This is a genomic window from Paracoccus lichenicola, assembly GCF_009708075.1.
Taxonomy (GTDB): Bacteria; Pseudomonadota; Alphaproteobacteria; order Rhodobacterales; family Rhodobacteraceae; genus Paracoccus; species Paracoccus lichenicola.
Genome location: NZ_WMBT01000002.1, coordinates 328,917 through 349,201 on the forward strand (window position 1 = coordinate 328,917; position 20,285 = coordinate 349,201).

General features: G+C 68.0%; 23 protein-coding genes and 1 tRNA gene. 11 read left to right on the plus strand and 13 right to left on the minus strand.

Going from position 1 to position 20,285, the window contains the following annotated elements; genetic code table 11:
• The first annotated feature begins 31 nt into the window (after window positions 1–31).
• Both puuE and GIY56_RS05045 read left to right on the plus strand, forming a co-directional pair.
• Window positions 32–1,438, plus strand: coding sequence for an allantoinase PuuE (gene puuE, locus GIY56_RS05040; RefSeq protein WP_154763708.1), 1,407 nt, complete (start codon window positions 32–34; stop codon window positions 1,436–1,438).
• Window positions 1,435–2,340: a bifunctional allantoicase/(S)-ureidoglycine aminohydrolase gene (locus GIY56_RS05045; protein ID WP_154763709.1), complete on the plus strand. Its 906-nt coding sequence runs from the start codon at window positions 1,435–1,437 to the stop codon at window positions 2,338–2,340. The genes puuE and GIY56_RS05045 overlap by 4 nt, the downstream gene beginning before the upstream one ends.
• Before the next feature lie 54 nt (window positions 2,341–2,394).
• Here the strand turns inward: GIY56_RS05045 and GIY56_RS05050 are convergent, their stop codons facing one another.
• Genes GIY56_RS05050 through GIY56_RS05060 form a run of 3 tightly spaced genes read right to left on the minus strand, consistent with a single transcriptional unit; the run spans window position 2,395 to window position 5,774 of the window.
• Window positions 2,395–3,867: a carboxypeptidase M32 gene (locus tag GIY56_RS05050; protein WP_154763710.1), complete on the minus strand. Its 1,473-nt coding sequence runs from the start codon at window positions 3,865–3,867 to the stop codon at window positions 2,395–2,397.
• Window positions 3,864–5,012, minus strand: a complete 1,149-nt coding sequence (gene ctaA, locus GIY56_RS05055) for a heme A synthase (protein ID WP_154763711.1) — start codon at window positions 5,010–5,012, stop codon at window positions 3,864–3,866. The genes GIY56_RS05050 and ctaA overlap by 4 nt, the downstream gene beginning before the upstream one ends.
• A 33-nt stretch (window positions 5,013–5,045) precedes the next feature.
• Window positions 5,046–5,774: an RNA methyltransferase gene (locus tag GIY56_RS05060; protein WP_154763712.1), complete on the minus strand. Its 729-nt coding sequence runs from the start codon at window positions 5,772–5,774 to the stop codon at window positions 5,046–5,048.
• Window positions 5,775–5,843: 69 nt separating this feature from the next.
• On the opposite strand from GIY56_RS05060, the gene GIY56_RS05065 reads away from it, so the two are divergent.
• The gene (locus tag GIY56_RS05065) at window positions 5,844–6,455 is read left to right on the plus strand and encodes a thiamine phosphate synthase (RefSeq protein ID WP_154763713.1); all 612 of its coding nucleotides are present in this window, start codon (window positions 5,844–5,846) and stop codon (window positions 6,453–6,455) included.
• Here the strand turns inward: GIY56_RS05065 and purN are convergent.
• Both purN and purM read right to left on the minus strand, forming a co-directional pair.
• Window positions 6,452–7,042, minus strand: coding sequence for a phosphoribosylglycinamide formyltransferase (purN, locus tag GIY56_RS05070; RefSeq protein ID WP_328288447.1), 591 nt, complete (start codon window positions 7,040–7,042; stop codon window positions 6,452–6,454). The genes GIY56_RS05065 and purN overlap by 4 nt on opposite strands.
• Window positions 7,039–8,079 carry a phosphoribosylformylglycinamidine cyclo-ligase gene (gene purM, locus GIY56_RS05075; protein ID WP_154763714.1) on the minus strand — a complete coding sequence of 347 codons (1,041 nt, stop codon included), beginning with the start codon at window positions 8,077–8,079 and terminating at the stop codon, window positions 7,039–7,041. Before purM ends, purN begins: the two co-directional genes overlap by 4 nt.
• Before the next feature lie 109 nt (window positions 8,080–8,188).
• On the opposite strand from purM, the gene GIY56_RS05080 reads away from it, so the two are divergent.
• Window positions 8,189–8,264 (plus strand) — tRNA-Ile (locus GIY56_RS05080).
• A gap of 68 nt (window positions 8,265–8,332) precedes the next feature.
• On the opposite strand, the gene GIY56_RS05085 is transcribed toward GIY56_RS05080, so the two are convergent.
• The gene (locus GIY56_RS05085; protein ID WP_154763715.1) at window positions 8,333–8,785 is read right to left on the minus strand and encodes an Hsp20 family protein; all 453 of its coding nucleotides are present in this window, start codon (window positions 8,783–8,785) and stop codon (window positions 8,333–8,335) included.
• Window positions 8,786–8,963: 178 nt separating this feature from the next.
• Window positions 8,964–9,209 carry a YdcH family protein gene (locus GIY56_RS05090; protein WP_154763716.1) on the minus strand — a complete coding sequence of 82 codons (246 nt, stop codon included), beginning with the start codon at window positions 9,207–9,209 and terminating at the stop codon, window positions 8,964–8,966.
• 91 nt (window positions 9,210–9,300) lie between these two features.
• Between GIY56_RS05090 and GIY56_RS05095 the strand changes: the two genes are divergently transcribed.
• Complete coding sequence (locus tag GIY56_RS05095) at window positions 9,301–10,062, plus strand: DUF599 domain-containing protein (RefSeq protein ID WP_154763717.1); 762 nt, start codon at window positions 9,301–9,303, stop codon at window positions 10,060–10,062.
• On the opposite strand, the gene GIY56_RS05100 is transcribed toward GIY56_RS05095, so the two are convergent.
• Together GIY56_RS05100 and GIY56_RS05105 are read right to left on the minus strand one after the other, a co-directional pair.
• Window positions 9,983–11,167, minus strand: coding sequence for an MFS transporter (locus GIY56_RS05100; protein WP_154763718.1), 1,185 nt, complete (start codon window positions 11,165–11,167; stop codon window positions 9,983–9,985). The two genes, GIY56_RS05095 and GIY56_RS05100, sit on opposite strands and share 80 nt — an antisense overlap.
• Before the next feature lie 97 nt (window positions 11,168–11,264).
• A complete protein-coding gene (locus GIY56_RS05105) occupies window positions 11,265–11,663 on the minus strand; it encodes a hypothetical protein (RefSeq protein WP_154763719.1) in 399 nt (132 codons plus the stop codon).
• Window positions 11,664–11,719: 56 nt separating this feature from the next.
• On the opposite strand from GIY56_RS05105, the gene GIY56_RS05110 reads away from it, so the two are divergent.
• Window positions 11,720–12,493: an alpha/beta fold hydrolase gene (locus GIY56_RS05110; protein WP_154763720.1), complete on the plus strand. Its 774-nt coding sequence runs from the start codon at window positions 11,720–11,722 to the stop codon at window positions 12,491–12,493.
• 340 nt (window positions 12,494–12,833) lie between these two features.
• Here the strand turns inward: GIY56_RS05110 and zapA are convergent, their stop codons facing one another.
• Both zapA and GIY56_RS05120 read right to left on the minus strand, forming a co-directional pair.
• Complete coding sequence (gene zapA, locus GIY56_RS05115; RefSeq protein ID WP_154763721.1) at window positions 12,834–13,193, minus strand: cell division protein ZapA; 360 nt, start codon at window positions 13,191–13,193, stop codon at window positions 12,834–12,836.
• Window positions 13,194–13,688 carry a hypothetical protein gene (locus GIY56_RS05120; protein WP_196053551.1) on the minus strand — a complete coding sequence of 165 codons (495 nt, stop codon included), beginning with the start codon at window positions 13,686–13,688 and terminating at the stop codon, window positions 13,194–13,196.
• A 117-nt stretch (window positions 13,689–13,805) separates the two neighbouring features.
• Between GIY56_RS05120 and hisB the strand changes: the two genes are divergently transcribed.
• The 3 genes from hisB to GIY56_RS05135 all read left to right on the plus strand — a co-directional run bounded on the left by hisB (window position 13,806) and on the right by GIY56_RS05135 (window position 16,314).
• Window positions 13,806–14,393 (plus strand): imidazoleglycerol-phosphate dehydratase HisB, encoded by a 588-nt coding sequence (gene hisB / locus GIY56_RS05125; RefSeq protein ID WP_154763722.1) that lies wholly within the window; start codon window positions 13,806–13,808, stop codon window positions 14,391–14,393.
• A complete protein-coding gene (gene hisH, locus GIY56_RS05130; RefSeq protein ID WP_154763723.1) occupies window positions 14,393–15,022 on the plus strand; it encodes an imidazole glycerol phosphate synthase subunit HisH in 630 nt (209 codons plus the stop codon). Before hisB ends, hisH begins: the two co-directional genes overlap by 1 nt.
• Before the next feature lie 143 nt (window positions 15,023–15,165).
• Window positions 15,166–16,314 carry a Hint domain-containing protein gene (locus GIY56_RS05135; protein WP_230312282.1) on the plus strand — a complete coding sequence of 383 codons (1,149 nt, stop codon included), beginning with the start codon at window positions 15,166–15,168 and terminating at the stop codon, window positions 16,312–16,314.
• 36 nt (window positions 16,315–16,350) lie between these two features.
• On the opposite strand, the gene GIY56_RS05140 is transcribed toward GIY56_RS05135, so the two are convergent.
• On the minus strand, window positions 16,351–17,952 hold the full coding sequence (locus GIY56_RS05140; RefSeq protein WP_154763724.1) for a bifunctional metallophosphatase/5'-nucleotidase: 1,602 nt from the start codon (window positions 17,950–17,952) through the stop codon (window positions 16,351–16,353).
• A 126-nt stretch (window positions 17,953–18,078) separates the two neighbouring features.
• Between GIY56_RS05140 and GIY56_RS05145 the strand changes: the two genes are divergently transcribed.
• Together GIY56_RS05145 and GIY56_RS05150 are read left to right on the plus strand one after the other, a co-directional pair.
• Window positions 18,079–18,414: a DUF952 domain-containing protein gene (locus GIY56_RS05145; RefSeq protein WP_154763725.1), complete on the plus strand. Its 336-nt coding sequence runs from the start codon at window positions 18,079–18,081 to the stop codon at window positions 18,412–18,414.
• Window positions 18,411–19,475, plus strand: a complete 1,065-nt coding sequence (locus tag GIY56_RS05150) for a quinone-dependent dihydroorotate dehydrogenase (RefSeq protein ID WP_154763726.1) — start codon at window positions 18,411–18,413, stop codon at window positions 19,473–19,475. The genes GIY56_RS05145 and GIY56_RS05150 overlap by 4 nt, the downstream gene beginning before the upstream one ends.
• On the opposite strand, the gene cysE is transcribed toward GIY56_RS05150, so the two are convergent.
• Window positions 19,466–20,284: a serine O-acetyltransferase gene (cysE, locus tag GIY56_RS05155; protein ID WP_196053562.1), complete on the minus strand. Its 819-nt coding sequence runs from the start codon at window positions 20,282–20,284 to the stop codon at window positions 19,466–19,468. The genes GIY56_RS05150 and cysE overlap by 10 nt on opposite strands.
• Window position 20,285 lies beyond the last annotated feature (1 nt).

The following is a 20,285-nucleotide window of genomic DNA, read 5'->3' on the forward strand; positions in this document are numbered from 1 at the left end:
CTGGGCGCGCCGCCAGAGGAAAGGACGCCCGATGCGCTATAGCCGCGATCTGCGAGGATATGGAGAAACCACCCCCGACCCGCAATGGCCCGGCGGCGCGAGGGTCGCGGTGCAGATCGTCGTGAACTACGAGGAAGGCGGCGAGAACAGCGTCGAGCATGGCGATGCCGCGTCCGAGGCCTTCCTGTCCGAGATCATCGGCGCGCAGCCCTGGCCGGGCCAACGGCACTGGAACATGGAATCCATCTATGACTATGGCGCGCGGTCGGGCTTCTGGCGGCTGCACCGGATGCTGCGCGACATTCCGGTGACGGTTTATGGCGTGGCGACCGCGCTGGAGCGCAGCCCCGAACAGGTGGCGGCGATGAAGGCGGCGGGGTGGGAGATCGCGACCCATGGCTTGAAATGGATCGACTATCGTGACGTGCCGCGCGAGGTCGAGGCCGACCACATCGCCCAGGCCGTGGCCCTGCACACGGCCGTCACCGGGGAACGCCCGCGCGGCTTCTATCAGGGGCGCTGTTCCATGAACACGGTGGCGCTTGGCTGCGAGGAAGGCGGGTTCGCGTATCTCTCCGACACCATCGCGGACGAGCTGCCCTATTGGCATGTCCACAACGGCAAGCCGCAGTTGATGGTGCCCTATACGATGGACGCCAACGACATGCGGTTTTCCAGCGGCCAGGGCTTCGGGACGGGCACCGACTTCCTCGACTATCTACGCGACAGCTTCGACGTGCTGTATGCCGAGGGCGCGGCGGGCGCGCCCAAGATGATGAGCATCGGCCTGCATTGCCGCCTGGCCGGGCGTCCGGGCCGCGCCATGGCGATCCAGCGGTTCCTGGATCACGCCCGCGCGCATCATGGCGTGTGGTTCGCCAGCCGCCTGGACATCGCGCGCCATTGGGCCGAGGTGCATCCGTATCAGTCGAAGGCCCGCCCCTCGCAGATGGACCGCGAGGCCTTCGTGCAGAAGTTCGGCGGCATCTACGAACATTCGCCCTTCATCGCCGAACGGGTGTGGGACGCGGAAATGGGCGCGGTCCATGACAGCCCGGCGGGCCTTGCCGCGCGAATGGCACAGGTGTTCCGCAGCGCCAGCGATGACGAACGCCTGGGCGTGTTGCGCGGCCACCCGGATCTCGCAGGCAAGCTGGCGCAGGCCAAGCGCCTGACGGCGGACAGCACCGCCGAGCAGGCCAGCGCGGGCCTCGACAGCCTGACCGACGACGAACGCGCGACCTTCACCCGGCTCAACGACGCCTATGTGGCCAAGCACGGCTTCCCCTTCATCATCGCCGTGCGCGACCACGACAAGGCGGGCATCATGGCCGCCATGCAGGCCCGCATCGACAACGACACCCTCACCGAGCGCGCCGAGGCCGAACGCCAGGTCATGCGCATCGGCGAACTCCGCCTGAACGAGGCCCTGAAATGACCGACCTGTCCCCCGACCAGCCGCCCGCCGGCGCCCCCACCGGCGATCCGGCCCCGGTCCCCCGCGCCGAACCGCAGCGCGTCCCCTATGCCGGTCCGGTGGCGGGCCTGCCGCCGCAGACGGGCATGACCACCGACACGGCGGTCTTCACCGAGGCCTATGCAGTCATCCCCCGCACCGTGATGCGCGACATCGTGACCAGCTATCTGCCCGGCTGGACGGGGATGCGCATGTGGATGATCGCCCGGCCCCTGTCGGGATTCGCGGAAACCTTCAGCCAATACATCGTCGAACTGGCCGAGGGCGGCGGGTCGGACAACCCCGACGACGACCCGGAAATCCAGCACGCCCTGTTCGTCACCGGCGGGTCCATGTCCGTGACCATCGACGGGGCCGAGCATCTGCTGACCCCCGGCGGCTTCGCCTATATCCCGCCCGGGACGCCCTGGTCGGTCAGGAACACCACGCCCGGCAATACCGGGTTCCACTGGTGGCGGAAACGCTGGCAGCCCAGCCAAGGCGTGGACCGCCCCGATCCCATCGTCGCGCGGGAACAGGACATTCCCCCGTCCATGATGCCCGACACGGACGGGGCATGGGGCACGACGCGCTTCATGGACCCCGCCGATCTGCGCCACGACATGCACATCACGGTCGTGACCTTCAAGCCGGGCGGATCCATCCCCTTTGCGGAAACGCACGTGATGGAACACGGGCTGTTCGTGCTGGAGGGCAAGGCCGTCTATCGCCTGAACCGCGATTGGGTCGAGGTCGGTCCTGGCGACTATATGTGGCTGCGCGCCTTCTGCCCGCAGGCCTGCTATGCGGGCGGACCGGGGCCGTTCCGGTATCTCCTCTACAAGGACGTGAACCGTCACGCGCCCCTGTGGCCGAACCGGTAACAGTGCCGCCGGGCGGGCCGTAGGGTGGGGTTTCACCCCACCCCTGCCCAAACCTCACAACCCGTAAATCTGCCCGAACTTGTCTTCCAGGTAATCCAGCAGCGGCTCGGGCGACACGTCCATGCCTGTCGCCTCCTCGATCAGCGCGCGGGGGCGCTTCAGCCCGCCGTGGCGCTGCACGTTCTCGCGCAGCCATTCGACGGCGGGGGCGGCATCGCCCGCAGCCAGGGACGCGTCCAGGTCCGGCACGGCATCGCGCATCGCCCGGTTCAGGCAGCCCGCGAAGACGTTCCCCAGGGCATAGGTCGGGAAGTATCCGAACAGCCCCACCGCCCAATGCACGTCCTGCAAGACGCCGTTCGCGGGCCGGTCCACCACCACGCCGAAATCGCGCAGGAAGCGGGCGTTCCACGCCTCGACCAGATCATCGGTGGAGAGCCGGCCGGCGATCAGGTCGCGCTCCAGATCGAAGCGCATCATGATGTGTAGGTTGTATTGTACCTCGTCGGCCTCGGTGCGGATGAAGCCGGGGGTGACGCGGTTCACGGTGGCATAGAAGGCATCGGGGTCCGCGATGTTCAGCCCGTCGAAGGCGTCCGACATGCGGTGGAACAGCCAGCCGGCAAAGGCCCGGCCGCGCCCCATCTGGTTTTCATAGATGCGGCTCTGGCTTTCGTGGACGCCCATCGACACGCCGCGCCCCAGCGGCGTGAAGGCGTAATCGGGGTCGATGCCCAGTTCGTAACTGGAATGGCCGACCTCGTGGATGGTCGAATAGATGCAGTTGAAGGGATCGGTTTCCACCACCCGCGTGGTGATGCGGCTGTCCTGCCAACGGCCGCTGCTGAAAGGGTGAACCGCGATGTCCATCCGCCCGCGCGTCCAGTCGTAACCGAAGGCGGTGGCGCAGATCCGGGCCAGGCGGATCTGGGTTTCCTGCGGGAAATGACCCGTCAGGGGCAGAGGCTGACGGTCCGCGCCCAGCACCTGTTCGCGCAGGGCGACCAGACGCGGGCGCATGGCGTCGAACAGGGCCGCGATCTCGGCCCCCGTCATGCCCTGTTCGTAATCGTCCAGCAGCGCGTCATACAGGTCGCCGCCGTCCGCGATGGCCGCCGCCTCCTCGCGCTTCAGCATCAGCACCTGGTCCAGCGTGGGCAGGAAATCGTCAGGCGCGTCGTTTGCCCGCGCCTCGGCCCAGATGCCTTGCGCAAGCGAGGTCGTGCGCGCCAGTTCCTGCGCCAGCCGCGCGGGCACGCGGCTTGCGCGGGTAAAATCGCGGGCGATCAGTTCGACGGACCGCGCCTCGGCCTCGGTCTGGGGTTCGGCCACGTCCAGCCATTCGCCAAGGCGGGGATCGGTGCGGCGTTCGTGCAGCACGGATTCGATGGCGGCCATCTCCTCGGCCCGCTGTTCCACCGCGCCGCGCGGCATGACGGTTTCCTGGTCCCAGCCAAGGCGTTCGGCGATCGATGACAGCGCCTCGGTCTGGCGCTGGAAGGCAAGCAGGTCGTTGATGGCCGTCATCGGATGGTCCCCCTGACCGAAGTTTCATGCGGGAAGCGCGCATGATGCCGCCCCCGGATGATGAGCGAGAACAGCGCGACCGCGCCCAACTGGTGCGCCAAGGCCAGGCCCAGGGGCGAGGCATGGATCACGTTCATGATCCCCAAACCCACCTGCACCGCGACCGCGACCAGCATGACGGTAAATGCCCCGCGCGTCACCGGATGGGGCGAACGCCGCGCGCGCAGCCAGACCACAAAGGCGAAGACCGCCAGCAGATAGCCCGTCATGCGGTGGACGAACTGCACCAGGGCCGGGTTCTCGAACAGGTTGCGCCAGCCAAGCGCGGGATCCCAGATCGCTGCCGGGATCCATTCGCCGCCCATGGTGGGCCAGCCGGTATAGGTCCGCCCCGCGTCGATGCCCGCCACAAGCGCGCCGATCAGGATCTGCACGAAGGCCAGGTGCATCAGGCCCGTGGACATGGAGAACAGCTTGGCCTCGCCTGCCCGGCGGGCGCGCAGCAACTCGGCCTCGGTTCGGCCCAGCAGCAGCGCATACCAGACGATCAGGCCCAGGATCACGAAAGCGATGCCCAGATGCGTCGCCAGGCGATACGAAGCCACGCGGGTCATGCCCTCGACCAGGCCGGAACTGACCATCCACCAGCCGATGGCGCCCTGCAGCCCGCCAAGCGCGCCCAAGCCCAGCAGGCGCGGCGTCCAGCCGGCGGGGATGCGTTTCGCAGCCAGGAAGAAAATGAAGCCCGCCGCCCAGACAAGGCCGATCAGCCGGCCCAGCAGGCGATGCGCCCATTCCCACCAGTAGATCTGCTTGAAGCCCGCCAGGTCCATGTCGGGATTGACCTCGGCATATTGGGGGATCTGCTTGTAAGCCTCGAATTCCGCTTGCCATTCCGCGTCGGACATCGGCGGGACGGTGCCGGTGACGGGCGCCCATTCGGTGATGGACAGGCCCGACCCGGTCAGGCGCGTGGCCCCGCCAAGGGCGATCATCGCCAGCACCATCACGAACAGCACCATCAGCCACAGGCGGATCGCCCAGCGCGCGCCGCGGGGTGCGGCGTCGATCATGCCGGTTGTCGCAACGGGGCGGCTGGTGGCGGCCGGGTCAAGGACTTCCTGGAAAACGGGGCGCTTGGCCATCGCTTGCTCCTTCAGGCGGACAGTAGGGGTGGGTCAGCGCCGGGTCAATTGCCGCAGCATCCCGTGCAGGATGCGCACGTCGCCGCGCGTCAGCGCCAGGCGCGACCACATGTTGCGCAGGTTCAGCCGCATCGAGGCGGCCTTGGTTTCGGGAAAGAAGAAGCCTGCATCAGACAGCCGTTCCTCGAAGTGGTCGCCCAGCTTCTCGATCTCAAGCCGGTCGGCCAGGGCGATGGCCTCGGGGCGGGCGTGGTGGGGCGAGGGTTCGGGCGGCAAGACCTCTCGCCCGTATTCATAGCCCATCAGCAAGACGGCCTGCGCCAGGTTCAGCGACGGAAACTCGGGGTTCACCGGCACGGTCACGATGGCATTGGCGCGGGCCACGTCGTCGTTTTCCAGGCCCGTGCGTTCCGGGCCGAAGATGATCGCGCAGCGGCCCTGGTGGTTGCGCGCCATTTCCATCGCGGTGGCCGGGGTATGCACGGGCTTCGACAGTTCCCGCCCGCGCGCGGTGGTGGCGAAGGCGAAGTCGATGCCCTCCATCGCCTCGGCCAGGGTGGGGAAAATCCGCGCCTGGTCCAGCACCTGCCCCGCCGCGCCGGACGCCATGGCGATGGCGCGCGGGTTGGGCCAGCCGTCGCGGGGATCGACCAGCCGCATCTCGGTCAGGCCGAAGTTCAGCATGGCGCGGGCGGCCGCGCCGATGTTCTCGCCCATCTGCGGGCGAACCAGGATGATGACGGGAAGGCGGGTGCTGTGCATGGGGGGCAGATAGTCCGTCTGGCGGCGGGCGGCAAGCTGCGCTATGGGCGGCGCAAAGGAGTTCCGCCCATGCCTGACGCCCCCGACGCCCCGCAGCTTTACCTGATGACGCCCGCCGGGGCGCAGGCCTCGACCCTGGGGCCGCAACTGGCGGCGGTGATGGACGCCTTTCCGGTGGCCTGCCTGCGCATCCGCGCGGGGGCCGAGGAGGACGAGCTGGGCCGCCTGGCCGACCTGGCGCGCGAGATTGCCCACGCCCGCGACGTGGCAGTGGTGATCGACGATCTGGTGGCGCTGGCGCAGCGGCACGGGTTGGACGGGGTGCATCTGACGGACGGGGCCAAGGCCGTCCGTTACGCCCGCAAGGAATTGGGCGCGGACGCCATCGTGGGCAGCTTTTGCGGCAACTCGCGCCACGAAGGCATGAACGCGGGCGAAGGGGGCGCGGACTACATCAGCTTCGGCCCGGTCGGCGCGTCGGCGCTGTATCGCGGCGATCCGGTCGATCTGGACCTGTTCCAGTGGTGGTCCGAAACCATCGAGGTGCCGGTCGTGGCCGAAGGCGCGATCACCCGCGAATTGCTGGAACAGCTGTCCCCGGTCAGCGACTTCATCGCCATCGGTCCCGAGATCTGGTCGGCCGAGGATCCCGTGGCGGCGCTGAAAGCCTTGTGGGGCTAGATGTCGAAGCGTTCGCGCGCCCCTGCGGCAAAGCGGCGCAGGATCAGCGGGTAAAGCTGGTGTTCGCGTTGCAGGACACGGGCGGCGAGCGTCTCAGACGTGTCGCCAAGTTCGATGGGAACGCGCGCCTGGCCCAGGATCGGGCCTGAATCCAGATCGCTTGTCACCTCATGCACGGTGGCGCCTGCCTCGGTATCGCCTGCCGCGATGGCGCGGGCGTGGGTGTGCAACCCTGGGTATTTGGGCAACAGAGAAGGATGGATGTTCAGCATCCGCCCCTCGAAGCGGTCGATGAAGGCGGGGGTCAGGATGCGCATGAAGCCCGCCAGGCAGAGGATGTCGGGGCGCGCGTCCAACAGGGGTTCCAGCAGGGCTGCCTCGAAGGCGGCGCGGTCGCCACGGAATGCGCGGTGATCGACGGCGGCGGTCGGAACGCCCAGGGCTGCGGCCTTGGCGAGGCCCGCAGCCGCCGGATCGTTCGACGCGACAAGGACGGGGCGCGCCGGATGGTCGTCCGTTTGCATGTCCTGAACCAGGCGGACCATGTTCGATCCGCCGCCCGAGATCAGGATGGCGACGCGCTTCACGCAAGCGTCCCGCTGTAGCGCACGCCCTGCCCCGCCGTGACGCGGCCCAGGCGGTGGACCGTCTCGCCCTGCGCGGACAGCAGGTCGGCCAGCGCGTCGGCGCGCTCAGTTGCGACCGACAGGATCATGCCGATGCCGCTGTTGAAGGTCTTGAGCATCTCGGCCCCGTCGATCCCGCCCGCCTCGGCCAGCCAGCGGAAGACCGGCGGCAGGGTCCAGGCGGTCAGGTCGATGTCCGCGCCAAGGTCTTTCGGCAGGACGCGCGGCAGGTTCTCGGTGATGCCGCCGCCGGTGATATGGGCCAGCGCATGGACGCCGCCCGCGCGGATCGCGGCCAGGGCGGGCTTGACATAAAGCCGCGTCGGGGTCAGCAGCGCCGCGCCCAGGGGGCCGTCGCCGAAGGGCGAGGCCGCGTCCCAGCCAAGCCCCGCATGTTCCGCGACCTTGCGGACCAGCGAATAGCCGTTGGAATGCACCCCGTCGGACGCGAGGCCCAGCAGCACGTCGCCTTCCGCCACGCCCGCGGGCAACGCCGTGCCGCGCTGCATGGCGCCCACGGCAAAGCCCGCGAGGTCGAAGTCGCCGTCGTGATACATGCCGGGCATTTCGGCCGTCTCGCCGCCGATCAGGGCGCAGCCCGCCGCCTTGCAACCGCGCGCGATGCTTTCCACGACACGCGCGCCCTCGTCCACCGACAGCTTGCCGGTTGCGAAATAGTCCAGGAAGAACAGCGGTTCCGCCCCTTGGCAGACCAGGTCGTTCACGCACATCGCGACCAGATCCTGGCCGATGCCGTCCAGGTGGCCGGTGTCGATGGCGATGCGCAGCTTGGTGCCCACGCCGTCGGTGGCCGCCACCAGCACCGGGTCGTCATAGCCCGCGGCGCGCGGGTCGAACAGCGCGCCGAAGCCGCCAAGCGCGTCCATAACGCCAGGGCGCGCGGTCGCGGCGGCGGCGGGCTTGATGCGTTCCACAAGCGCATTGCCCGCGTCGATGTCGACGCCCGCGTCGCGATAGCTGATCCCGTTCTTGGTCATGGCGGCCCCCGGCTGGATTTGCGCACCCGATAGCGGATGGCGCCCCCCGGGGCAACGGTGATCGCGCTTGACCCGATGGGACGGCGCGATTAACCCCAAGGGCAATGGTGGGCCTGTAGCTCAATGGTCAGAGCAGGGCGCTCATAACGCCTTGGTTGGGGGTTCGAGTCCCTCCGGGCCTACCACAGCGAAATGCCCGCCGGGTGAACCGACGGGCATTCGGGCTTCACGGAGCGGAAGCCGTCCGGGTGCCTCAGGCGTCCAGATGCTCGACCTTGGGCGCGGCCTTCGCGATCTCGATCCGGCGGGGCTTCAGGGCCTCGGGGATTTCGCGGACCAGGTCGATGTGCAGCATTCCGTCAGCGTGGCTGGCGCCATCGACGCGGACGTGGTCGGCCAAGGTGAACTTGCGCTCGAAGGCGCGGGTGGCGATGCCGCGGTGCAGATAGGTGCGGGTGTCGTCTTCCTCGGCCTTGCGGGCCGACACGATCACGGCGCCATCGCGAACCTCGACGTTCAGGTCGTCGGCGGCAAAGCCGGCCACGGCGATCGAGATGCGATACGCATTCTCGCCCGTCTTCTCGATGTTGTAGGGCGGATAGGTCGGCGCGGACACGTCGGCCGAAAGGGCGCGGTCCATCACGTCGGCCAGGCGGTCGAAGCCGACCGAGGCACGATACAGCGGGGTCAGGTCAAAGTTGCGCATGGGTCACATCCTTCACAAGCGATGCAGTGTTCTGCCCCCCGGTTGCCGGGCGGGCGGTCCTGCCGGCGCCAGTCTGGCCGCCGGTATCGTGAATCTAGGATGGTCCCGGCGGCCTTCAAGAGGAAATTTCCGCAATTCCCGACATGCCCGCCGCAGGGTCGCGGCGGGCAGCCAACCGTCAACCGACGGAATGGGCGGACAGCATCCGGGCGATCTCGTCCTTGAGATGCGCGCGCTTGCGGCGCAGATCCCTTTCCGCCGCCTCGCTGGTGGGCTGGATCAACGATTCGGCCTGATGCACCGCGTCGTTGACCCGGTCGTATTCGTCCAGAAGCCGCGCGAAATGCGCATCCTTCAGCTTCAGGTCGTGAATGCGCGCGGAATCCTGGGGAAATTCCTCGTGAATGGCATGTGGGGCAGCCATGAAGTCCTCCAAATCTGCGCGTTCCGTGGGCCGAGCCTAGGCGCCCCGAAGGGGGCTTTCAAGACGGATCGGAGCGTCCTAAACCGGACCCATGGACATCCGGCTTGCGTTTCCCGCCCACCTTCCTCCTGCCGATCTTGCGGCGGTGGTCCTGCTGTTCGCCGTCTGGCTGGGCATCGGCTGGCTGACCGAACGCCCGCCCGCCGGAAAGCCGTCGGTGTCGGTCCTGATGATCCGGTTCCGGCGCGAATGGATGGAACATTTCATCACGCGCGATCCGCGCATCTTCGACGGCAACATCCTGGCCAGCCTGCGCGAGGGGACGGCCTTCTTCGCATCGGCCTGCATGATCGCCACCGGCGGGATCCTGGCCTTGATCGGCAATACCGACCAGTTGCGCGGCCTGGCCGAGGGGCTGGCCCTGGAGGGCGCGGACGGCATCCCGTGGGAGCTGAAGCTGCTGGTGCCGATGTTCTTCGTCGTCAACGCCTTCCTGAAATTCGTCTGGGCGCACCGGCTGTTCGGCTATTGCGCGATCATGATGGCCGCCGTCCCGAACGACCCCGCCGATCCGATGGCGCGCGAGCGTGCCATGCAGGCGGCGGATCTGAACATCACCGCCGCGCGCAGCTTCAACGCGGGGCTGCGCAGCGTCTATTTCGCGCTCGGATCGCTGGGCTGGCTGGCCGGTCCCTGGGTGCTGATGGGGGGCATCGCCGTCGTGCTGTTCGTGACCTGGCGGCGGGAATTCGCCTCGACCTCGCGCCAGGTGATCATGCGCAGTCTGCCACCGCCCCGCTTGCCCGATCATGCCAGACCGCCAGCGTCAGGACCAAGGCCCCCGCAGCCGTAAGCGCGATGCCCACATAGCCGCTGGAGGCCCAACCCCATCCCGCCGTCAGCGCCAGACCGGCCAGGAACGGTCCCAACGCATTGGCCGCGTTGAAGGCCGCGTGGTTCATCGCCGCGGCCATGTTCTGCGCGCGCCCCGCGACATCCATCAGCCGGGTTTGCAGCGGGATCACCAGCCCCGCCCCCGCCGCCAGCAGGAATGACGACAGCACCATCAGCTGCCAGTGGCCCACCACCAGCGAGGCAAAGCCCTGCGTCGCGGCCATCGTGGCAAGGCTGACATAGGCCGCCCGGATCTGGCCCACGCGTTCCGTCAGCCGGCCCGCGGCCCAGGTGCCCAGCGTGCCGCCGACGCCGAAGACGCCAAGCGCCAGCGGGATCGCATAGGCGGGCGCGTCGGTCGTGGCGATCATCGCCGCCGTTAGGAAGGCATAGACGGCGAAGAAGCCGCCAAAGCCCACGGCGCCCACGGCCAGCAGCCACAGGACGCGCGGATTGCGCAGGGCCTGCAGCTCGTCCCAGGGGCGGGCGTTCGGATTGCCGCCGACACGCGGCGCGACCCGCAGGATCAGCCAGGCCGACAGCAGGGCGATGAAGCCCGGCAGGGCAAAGCCCCACCGCCAGCCGATGCTCTGGCCCAGCCAGCCCGCCAGCGGCACGCCCACGATATTGGCGACGGTCAGGCCCATGATGACCTGCGCGGCCCCCCGTGCCCGGTGTTCGCGCGGCAGGGCGTCGGCGGCATAAAGCATCGCCACCCCCAGGAACCCGCCATGCGGCAGTCCGGCCATGAAACGCATCGCCGTCAGGGTGGCCAGACCCGGCAGGATCGCGGCGGCGATGTTCATCACCCCATAGAACGCCATCAGCGCGGCCAGATACCGCCTGCGCGGCAGCCGCGCCCCCAGGATCGCGGTCAAGGGCGCGCCGATCACGACGCCCAGGGCATAGGCGCTGATGACATGGCCCGCCTGCGGTTCCGTGATGCCGAGGTCGCCCGCGAAATAGGGCAACAGCCCCATGGCCGCGAATTCCGACGTGCCGATGGCAAAGGCGCCAAGGGCCAATGCCAGGATGGCATAGCGTAGATTGCCGTGTTCAGTCATGCGCGCGTTCCCGTGGGTGGTTGCCCTACCATCTCGCTGCATCGCAGCAAAGGCAAGACGCTTGGGCGTTAAGGCCGTGTTGCAGGGAATGCAACTGTCAAAGATGGCCGCGCCGGAGCATGATCCACACGACGGCCGCCGCCAGAAGCAGAAGTCCCAAGACCACCGAGGCCGTGAAGCTCAGCGCCCGGCCCTGCCAGCGGGACAGCTCGCCCAAGGGTTGCAGATGGGCGGTCAGGGCATGATGGGCGCGCGACAGGCGGGCAAGGTCCAGCTGGCGCGCGATCTTCGGCTGGGCGGACAACTGGTCGGCCTGGGCCAGGGCGGTAGCCTGCCTGCGCAACCGGCGCGGCAAGGCCCCGCCCCGGCGGCGCAGCATGACCTGCAGGGGCGGGCGTTCGCCCCGGCGCGCGCCGCCAAAGCGGGCGGCCATCAGGCGCGACACCTCGTCTGCCATCTCGCGGATGTCGTCGGGACCGGTTGCGTGGCGTGTCATGGGCGGCAGTCTAGCGGCTATGGCGGGGCCGCGCCAGACGCTCTAGGATCGCGGGCATGACATTGAATCACGCGATTTCGGGCGACGATGCCGGGCTGCCGGTGCTGCTGGTCCACGGCCTGTTCGGGCAGGGCCGCAACCTTGGCGCCCTGGCACGCAGGCTGGCCGAAGGGCGGCACGTCGTCACCGTGGACATGCGCAACCACGGCGACAGCTTCCACGACCCCGACCACGGCTATCCGGCGCTGGCGGGCGATCTGGCCGAGGTGATCGCGGATCTGGGCGGGCGGGTCGATCTGGCCGGGCATTCCATGGGCGGCAAGGCCGCGATGGTGCTGGCCCTGACCCGGCCCCGGATGGTGCGCAAGCTGGCGGTTCTGGACATCGCGCCGGTGGCATACGGCCATTCGCAGACCGCGCTGATCGACGCGATGGAGGGGCTGGATCTGGTCCCCATCGACCGCCGCAGCGCCGCCGACGCCGCCCTTGCGCAGCGGATCGCCGATCCGGGCGTGCGCGCCTTCCTGCTGCAATCGCTGGACCTGAAGGCGGCACCCAAGGCCTGGCGGCTGAACCTGCCTGCCCTGCGCGACCAGATGGACAACCTGGTCGGCTGGCCCGCCGGCCTGCCCCGGGCCAGTTTCGATGGCCCGGTGCTGGAGGTGGCGGGGGAGCGGTCGGATTACGTGACCGCCGAGGGTCAGGCGGCGCTGCGCGGGTATTTCCCGCAGGCGCGGGTCGTGCGGGTGAAGGGCGCCGGGCACTGGCTGCACGCCGACGCCCCCGAGACCGTGGCGCAGATCCTGACCGGCTTCCTGGGCGAGGGCTGAGCGCCCCCCAGCAATCCAGGTCGAAGGTCGCGACTCCGGTATCGCGCGGCAGCCTGGCCGTCCCGCTGAAGGGAATGACCGCGCAGCCCGTCGCCTGCGCCGCCGCCTGTTCCATCAGCGGGCGGATCACCGCGGCCGAGGGGCGGGCCACGAAGGTCAGCCGCACGACCTCTGCCCGGCCGTCCTTGTGAAAGACCGCGAAATCCAGGCCTTGCAAGCGGATGTCATGGCGGACCGCCCCCATCATCCGGGGCGAGGGCGTCGCGCAGGCGGCAAGCAGCAGAAGAAGAACAAGAACACGCATGACCCCCTGTCTGCCATGCGGGGTGTTAAGGCCGGGTTAACGGCCCTGCTCCTCCAGCCGGTCGGCCAGGGATTCGGCGCGCGCGGCCAGTTCGGCCATGGCTTCCTTCAGGTCGGACGGGATGACCGGAACCTCGATCCGGGTGGGATTGGCCTGCAGGCGGTTCAGGTGACGCTCGGCCTTTTCGGCCCGTTCCTCCAGCGTGGCGACACGGTCGGCCAGCATCAGCCCCGCCAGCAGCAGCAGGCGCGGCTCGGGGGTGCGGCCCGCCTGGGCCAGGATTTGCTGCGCCTCGGCGTCCAGCAGCGCGGCGGCGCGTTGCAGCAGCCGTTCCTCTCCGTCCTGGGCGGCGACGCGGTATTCCTTGTGCCCGATGATGAAATCGACCTCGGCCATCTAGCGGTCCCCCTGCTCTGCATCGGTGTCCTCGGGCACGCCGCCGGCATCGCCCGCAATCTCGGGCGTCGCTGCCGTGGCCTCGTTCCCGGCCAGCAACCGCTCGACCTCGGCCAGAAGCGCGCCAAGCTGCGCGGTCTCGGCGGCGCGGGCGGCGCGCAAGGCCTCGATCTCGGCCTCGAGCGCCACGCTGACCGCCTCGATCCGGTCGCCGCCGCCTGCCGCCGCCTGGATCAGCGCGCGGTTTGCCGCAGCCAGGTCGTCATTGGCCGCAGCCAGGCGCGCGGCCTGTTCCGCCAGATCGGACCCGTCGGTTCCCTCGCCGCGCTGCGACAACTGATCCGTCAGCGCCGCGATCTGCGCATAGGCCTGGTCCAGTTCCGCCCGCAGGTCCGCATCGCCAGAGGCATGGCCGATGCCGCCACGGTCCAGAAACTGGTCGATGCGGTCCAGGGCGGCACTGAGGCGGCGTTCGCTGACAGAGATATCGCTCATCGGCGGTCCTTTCAAAGCGTCTCCTTGGTTGTGGCATTGCCTCTGCCTCATGACAAGCCTGCCCGCTTGGCGCGCCCGCGGCATCGCCCTATAAGGCGGGCGACGAAAGGATCCCCCATGCGCGAAGCCACCATCACCCGCACCACCGCCGAGACGCAGATCGAGGTCGCGCTGAACCTGGACGGCACCGGCGTCTATGACAACCAGACGGGGGTGGGCTTTTTCGACCACATGCTGGACCAGCTGTCGCGCCATTCGCTGATCGACCTGACGATTCGCGCCAAGGGCGACCTGCATGTGGACGACCACCACACGGTCGAGGACACGGGCATCGCCATCGGCCAGGCCCTGACCCGCGCGCTTGGCGACAAGAAGGGCATCCGCCGGTATGGCAGCTTCCTGCTGGCGATGGACGATTCGCTGGTCCGCGCGGCGCTGGATCTGTCGGCGCGGCCCTTCCTGGTGTGGAACGTCGATTTCCCGACCGAGAAGATCGGCACCTTCGACACCCAATTGGTGCGCGAATTCTTTCAGGCCCTGTCCACGCATGGCGGCATCACCCTGCACGTGGACCGCATCCACGGGCTGAACAGCCACCACATCGCCGAGGCCGCCTTCAAGGCCGTGGCCCGCGCCCTGCGCGAGGCGGTGGAACCCGATCCGCGCATGGCGGGCGTGCTGCCCTCGACCAAGGGGGCGCTGTGATGCGGGTCGCGCTGATCGACTATGACAGCGGCAACCTGCATTCGGCGGAAAAGGCGTTCCAGCTGATGGGCCGCGAGGCCGGGACCGAGATCGTGGTGACGGCGGACCCTGCCGTGGCGGCGCGGGCCGACCGGATCGTCCTGCCGGGCGACGGCGCCTTTCCCGCCTGCCGCACTGCCCTGGGCGAGGTCGATGGCATGGCCGAGGCGCTGCGCGAGGCGGTGCTGAACCGCGGCGTGCCCTTCATGGGCATCTGCGTGGGGATGCAGATGCTGGCGACGACGGGCCACGAATACCGCGAAACGGCGGGCCTGGACTGGATCGGCGGAGAGGTTGCCGCCATTGCCGCGCCGGGGTTGAAGGTGCCGCACATGGGATGGAACGATCTGGTGATCGACCGTCCACATCCGGTGCTGGAGGGGATCGCCACGGGCGATCACGCCTATTTCGTCCACAGCTGGCAGTTCCGGGTGGCGGATCCGTCGCATCTGCTGGCCCATGTGGATTATGGCGGGCCGGTCACGGCGGTGGTGGGGCGTGACAACATCGTGGGCACGCAGTTCCACCCGGAAAAGTCCCAGGCCACGGGCTTGCGCCTGATTGCCAATTTCCTGCGCTGGAAGCCCTGACGGAAATTGCGCGGCGGCAGCAACTTGCAAACCGACATTAACGCTTCGTTAACCGTTGGCCGATAAGCCTTGGCTGACGGCTGACCTTGGTCGTCCAAGCACCGGAGCATACCGGGCTTCATCATCAAGGGACGACAGGTGTTATGGATTACCAGTTCACGGTACTAACCGTCAGTCAGCAGGTTACCACGCGGACCACGGGAGCCGAGGCACAGGCGCCTTGGTCGAATTCCCCGCCCGGCATCCCCATCGGCTTGCCCGGGGCGGCGCTTTCCACCATCACCATCAGCGACGACGACACCCGCTTTCAAAGCGGTCGCTATGACCCCGACCTGATCGGCCAGACGCTGAAAACGGATGTGATCTTCGGCAACAGCGCGACACCCACGCCGACGGGAACGCAGTTGTCCTTCCATATCGCCTCGGTCATCAGCAGCAAGAATGCCGATGGCACGTATGATGAGTTCCTGGCGCTGTTTCCCCGGGAGTTGATTCCCAACGCGACGGGTCCGGAACTTGGCGGGCGCTATGCCGTCCTGTTGATGCCCGTTCCCCGGACGAACGGAACCTATCCGGTCTTCAGCCTGTCCAGGTCCTATGGCTACACGGGGATCCGCAATCTTCAGCGCACGAACGACTCGGTCGCCTATGCGCCGCCCGCCGCCGTGACCTGCTTTGCCCTGGGAACGATGATCGACACGACGGCAGGGATTCGCGCGGTCGAAACCCTCCGGCCCGGCGACCTGATCCTGACCCGGGATCACGGGCCGCAGGTCCTGCGCTGGCAGGGCAGTGCGCATGTCACGCAGGACGGATTGGAGATGCGGCCGAACCTGCGTCCGATCCTGATCCGCAAGGGCGCGCTTGGTGCAGGCAGCCCTGCACGCGACCTCGTGGTCTCGCCGCAGCACAGGATCCTGGTCAGGTCCCGCATCGCGCACCGGCTGTTCCAGGATACGGAGATCCTGGTCGCGGCCAAGCACCTGGTGGGACTGCCGGGGATCCAGGTGACCGCTCCGCCAGAGGGGGTGACCTATTTCCACCTGCTGTTCGACCGGCACGAGATCCTCATGTCGAACGGCGCCTGGTCGGAAAGCCTTTACACCGGACCCGAGGCGCTGAAGTCGGTCAGTGACGCGGCGCGCAGGGAAATCATGGCATTGTTTCCCGACCTGGCCCAGGGAATGGCCCCGGCTCCGGCCCGCCGCCTTCTGACCGGGCGCGAGGCGCAGCAACTGGCGGAACGCCAGTTGCGCAACATCGGCAAACGGTCCCTGGTCGAGGCCCTGTAAGGCGGTTGTCCCCGGTCTGGCCGGGGACAACGTCCTTCACTTGACGGTGATGCGGCCGTCCAGGACGGGCTTGTAGGCCCCATCCTGCGCGCCAAGATAGGCCGCGACGACCTCGGCGAGATCCGGGCCGAAGTCATAGGCGTTCTGCGCCTTGGTCTCGAAGACCTCGTAGCCGTCGCCGCCCGCGCGCATGTAGTTGTTCGACACGACGCCATAGGTCGCCGCCATGTCGATGGGCTTCCATTCGCCGTCCGCCATCACCATCACGCCGCTGATCCGCTTGCCCGCCTCGGCCGCGGGATCGACGGTGTATTTCAGCCCCGCGACCTGGGCGAAACGGCCTGCGCCTTCCTCGTACTGGCTGGCCCCGTTTTCCAGGGCCGCGATCACGTCCGCGCCCTTCAGCTGAAAGGTCGCCAGCATGTTCTGGAAGGGCAGGACGGTATAAACCTCGCCCATCGACACAGGTCCCTGGTCGATCGAGGCACGCAGGCCCCCGCCATTGGCGATGGCAATGGTCATGCCCTGGTCCCTGACCCGGTCCAGCATCGCCTCGGCCACCAGGTTGCCCATCTCGCATTCGCGGGCGCGGCAGCTGGTGCGGTCGCCGTCGATGGGGGATGCGGTTTCGGCCACGATCTTCTGGCGAAGCTCGTCGATAGGGGCGGCCATTTCGGTGACGCGGGCGGCGATGGCCTCGTCCTCGGGGACGGACTTGTCCAGCAGGATCGGCTCGCCCTCGGCCTTGGTCAGCTTGCCGTTGTCGTCGAAGGTCAGCGTCAGGTGGCCCAGGTATTTGGAATAGGCATAGGCGGTGGCGACCGGAACCTCGGCGCCGTCCGGCCCGGCGACCATGGTGGGATAAGGCCCCTCGGCATCCTCCATGTCGCCCAGCAGGGTGTGCGAATGGCCGCCGACGATGGCGTCCAGCCCCGGAACCTCCTTGGCGAAAACCTGGTCGCGCCCGTAACCGACATGGGTCAGCGCGATGATCTTGTCCACGCCCGCATCGGTCAGTTCCTGCACATCGGCCTTGAGGCTTTCGATGTCGTCCTGGAAGATGACGCTTGGACCCGGGGATGCGGTTTCGGGCGTGTCCATGGCCAGCGCGGACACGATGCCGATCTTCTCGCCGCCAACATCAAGGGTGATGACGTTCTCGACCTTGCCGTTCAGGACATTCGACTGCGACAGGTCGAGATTGCCCGATACCACGGGAAACTCGACGCCGTCGGCCAGGACGGCCAGCCCTTCGGGACCGTCGTCGAATTCGTGATTGCCGACCGCCATCGCGTCATAGCCGATGGCGGTCATGAACTCGACGACATCCTTGCCCTTGTAGGTCGTGTAGAACAGCGATCCCTGGTACTGGTCGCCCGCGTCCAGCACGATCACATTGCCACCCTCTGCCCGGATCTTGTCCCGCAGTTCCTTGACCTTGGCAGCCACGCGCGCCACGCCGCCGAAGCATTCGCCCGCGTCCTTCGCTTCCTGGTCGCAGGTGCTGTCGTATTCGTTGATCGCCTCGATCCGGCTGTGCAGGTCGTTCGTGTGGAGGATATGCAGCACCGTTTCGGCCTGCGCCGATCCTGCGAAAAGCGCCGCGGCGGATACGGCAGTCAAAAGGCGGAATGCCATCGGTGATTCCTTTCTTGTCCGTGGGACCTGAAGGAAGATTGGCGCAGCCCAACCCAAGGGTCAAATGACGGAATCTTGGCAATCCGCGCACTTGACCCGCCGCACGGCGCCGGGGCAAATGCCGCCATGATGATCTACAAGGTTTTCCGCACGGCGGAATGGGAACAGCTTCGGGCCGATGGCTCGACACGGGGCGCGCCGGTCGATGTGGCCGACGGCTTCGTGCATTTCTTGACCGCCGCGCAGCTTGGCGCGACCCTGTCCCGGCATTTCGCGACCGAGGGAAACCTGGTGCTGCTGGCCTGCGATGCCGGTCGCCTTGGCGATGATCTTCGGTGGGAACCCTCGCGCGGCGGGGACCTGTTCCCGCATCTTTACCGCGCGCTGCGGCTGGACGACATCGCCTGGTCGCGCGACATCCTGCCCGGCGCGCATGGCCACGACACGGGACCGCTGGAATGAAGCTTGTCGAAAGGATCGGCCTCGCTGCCCTGCACCGGCTGGACCCGGAACGCGCCCATGACCTGTCGATCCGCGCCTTGTCGTCGGGGCTGGTGCCGCTGCCGGGGGCGCCCGTGACCTCGGACAGGCTTCGCACCCGGCTTGCGGGGCTGGATCTGCCGAACCCGGTCGGACTTGCGGCGGGTTACGACAAGAACGCGAAAGCCGTGGCCCCCCTGATGCGCGCGGGCTTCGGCTTTATCGAGCTTGGCGCGGCCACCCCGCGCCCGCAGCCCGGCAACCCGCAGCCCCGCCTGTTCCGTCTGACCAGCGACCGGGCGATCATCAACCGCTTCGGCTTCAACAACGAGGGCGCGCAGGCGATTGCCGCGCGCCTGGAGGCGCGGCCCAAGGGAATCCCCGTCGGGCTGAACATCGGCGCGAACAAGGACAGCACGGACCGCGCCGCCGATTTCGCGACGGTCGTGGAGATCGCCGGCGCTTCGGCCGATTTCCTGACGGTCAACGTGTCCTCGCCCAACACCGAACGCCTGCGCGACCTGCAGGGCGCGGATGCCTTGGCGGCCCTGCTGCAAGGCGTGCTGCAGGTGCGCGACCAACTGCCGCAGCGCCGCCCGGTCTTCCTCAAGATCGCCCCCGACCTGGACGACCGCGAGATCGCGGACATCGCCGCCGTCGCGCGTGCGTGTCGGATCGACGGCATCATCGCGACGAACACGACCCTGTCGCGCGACGGCCTGTCCAGCCCCCATGCCGGCCAGACCGGCGGGCTGTCAGGCCAACCGCTTTTCCAGCGGTCCACGGCCGTGCTGGCAAGGCTCTATCAGGCGACGGACGGCGCGATCCCCCTGATCGGCGTCGGCGGCGTCGCCTCGGCTGACGACGCCTGGCAGAAGATCCGCGCTGGGGCCAGCGCGGTGCAGATCTATTCGGCGCTGATCTACCATGGCTTTTCGCTGGTCACGCGGATCGCGAACGGCCTGGACGAACGCCTGCGCGCCGAGGGCAGGACCCTGGACGACCTGCGCGGCAGCGGCGTCAACGACTGGCTTCAAAGATAGTCGTCAAGGCCCAGCAACTGGTTCATGCTGTGCGACGGTTCCGAACATCCCGCGTCGCCGATGACCCGGGCAGGCACGCCGGCCACGGTCTTGCAGGACGGAACCTCGTGCAGGACCACCGATCCGGCGGCGATGCGTGAATTGTGGCCGATGCGGATGTTGCCCAGGACCTTGGCCCCTGCCCCGATCATCACCCCGTCCCCGATCTTCGGGTGGCGGTCGCCGTCTTCCTTGCCGGTGCCGCCCAGCGTCACCGAATGCAGCATCGACACGTTGTTGCCGACGGTGGCCGTCTCGCCGATGACGATGGAATGGGCGTGGTCGATCATCACCCCGGTGCCGATGACCGCGGCCGGATGAATGTCCACGCCAAAGCATTCCGAGCAGCGCATCTGCACGAAATAGGCCATGTCGCACCGTTCCTGCTGCCACAGCCAATGCGCCATGCGGTAAGCCTGAAGCGCCTGGAAGCCCTTGAAGAACAGGACGGGCTGCAACAGCCGATGCGTCGCCGGGTCGCGGTCATAGACCGCCATCAGGTCGGCGCGCGCGGCATCCCCCAGTTCGGGCGACGAGCGATAGGCCTGGTCCGCGATCTCGCGCAGGATCTGCTCGCTCATCTCGCCGCTGGCCAACTTCAGCGAAAAGCGATAGGCCAGCGCGGCTTCCAGGCTGGGATGATGCAGCAGCCCCGCATGGATCAGCGCGCCCAGCAGCGGTTCGTCCCGAACCGCCGCCCGCGCCTCGTCGCGCAGCTGCGACCAGATCGCATCGCGATCAAGTCCCAGGTTCTTCTTGGTGCCTTGCATG

Bases quoted from the DNA above. Each gene is read 5' to 3' on its own strand.
- GIY56_RS05140 (WP_154763724.1), bottom strand. From the start codon at position 17,952: ATGGCATTCCGCCTTTTGACTGCCGTATCCGCCGCGGCGCTTTTCGCA.
- GIY56_RS05120 (WP_196053551.1), bottom strand. From the start codon at position 13,688: ATGAGCGATATCTCTGTCAGCGAACGCCGCCTCAGTGCCGCCCTGGAC.
- purM (WP_154763714.1), bottom strand. From the start codon at position 8,079: ATGACCAAGAACGGGATCAGCTATCGCGACGCGGGCGTCGACATCGAC.
- zapA (WP_154763721.1), bottom strand. From the start codon at position 13,193: ATGGCCGAGGTCGATTTCATCATCGGGCACAAGGAATACCGCGTCGCC.
- hisB (WP_154763722.1), top strand. From the start codon at position 13,806: ATGCGCGAAGCCACCATCACCCGCACCACCGCCGAGACGCAGATCGAG.
- GIY56_RS05095 (WP_154763717.1), top strand. From the start codon at position 9,301: ATGGACATCCGGCTTGCGTTTCCCGCCCACCTTCCTCCTGCCGATCTT.
- GIY56_RS05100 (WP_154763718.1), bottom strand. From the start codon at position 11,167: ATGACTGAACACGGCAATCTACGCTATGCCATCCTGGCATTGGCCCTT.
- cysE (WP_196053562.1), bottom strand. From the start codon at position 20,284: ATGCAAGGCACCAAGAAGAACCTGGGACTTGATCGCGATGCGATCTGG.
- GIY56_RS05060 (WP_154763712.1), bottom strand. From the start codon at position 5,774: ATGCACAGCACCCGCCTTCCCGTCATCATCCTGGTTCGCCCGCAGATG.
- puuE (WP_154763708.1), top strand. From the start codon at position 32: ATGCGCTATAGCCGCGATCTGCGAGGATATGGAGAAACCACCCCCGAC.
- GIY56_RS05065 (WP_154763713.1), top strand. From the start codon at position 5,844: ATGCCTGACGCCCCCGACGCCCCGCAGCTTTACCTGATGACGCCCGCC.
- GIY56_RS05045 (WP_154763709.1), top strand. From the start codon at position 1,435: ATGACCGACCTGTCCCCCGACCAGCCGCCCGCCGGCGCCCCCACCGGC.
- GIY56_RS05150 (WP_154763726.1), top strand. From the start codon at position 18,411: ATGAAGCTTGTCGAAAGGATCGGCCTCGCTGCCCTGCACCGGCTGGAC.
- ctaA (WP_154763711.1), bottom strand. From the start codon at position 5,012: ATGGCCAAGCGCCCCGTTTTCCAGGAAGTCCTTGACCCGGCCGCCACC.
- GIY56_RS05085 (WP_154763715.1), bottom strand. From the start codon at position 8,785: ATGCGCAACTTTGACCTGACCCCGCTGTATCGTGCCTCGGTCGGCTTC.
- GIY56_RS05110 (WP_154763720.1), top strand. From the start codon at position 11,720: ATGACATTGAATCACGCGATTTCGGGCGACGATGCCGGGCTGCCGGTG.
- hisH (WP_154763723.1), top strand. From the start codon at position 14,393: ATGCGGGTCGCGCTGATCGACTATGACAGCGGCAACCTGCATTCGGCG.
- GIY56_RS05145 (WP_154763725.1), top strand. From the start codon at position 18,079: ATGATGATCTACAAGGTTTTCCGCACGGCGGAATGGGAACAGCTTCGG.
- GIY56_RS05050 (WP_154763710.1), bottom strand. From the start codon at position 3,867: ATGACGGCCATCAACGACCTGCTTGCCTTCCAGCGCCAGACCGAGGCG.
- GIY56_RS05105 (WP_154763719.1), bottom strand. From the start codon at position 11,663: ATGACACGCCACGCAACCGGTCCCGACGACATCCGCGAGATGGCAGAC.
- GIY56_RS05090 (WP_154763716.1), bottom strand. From the start codon at position 9,209: ATGGCTGCCCCACATGCCATTCACGAGGAATTTCCCCAGGATTCCGCG.
- GIY56_RS05135 (WP_230312282.1), top strand. From the start codon at position 15,166: ATGGATTACCAGTTCACGGTACTAACCGTCAGTCAGCAGGTTACCACG.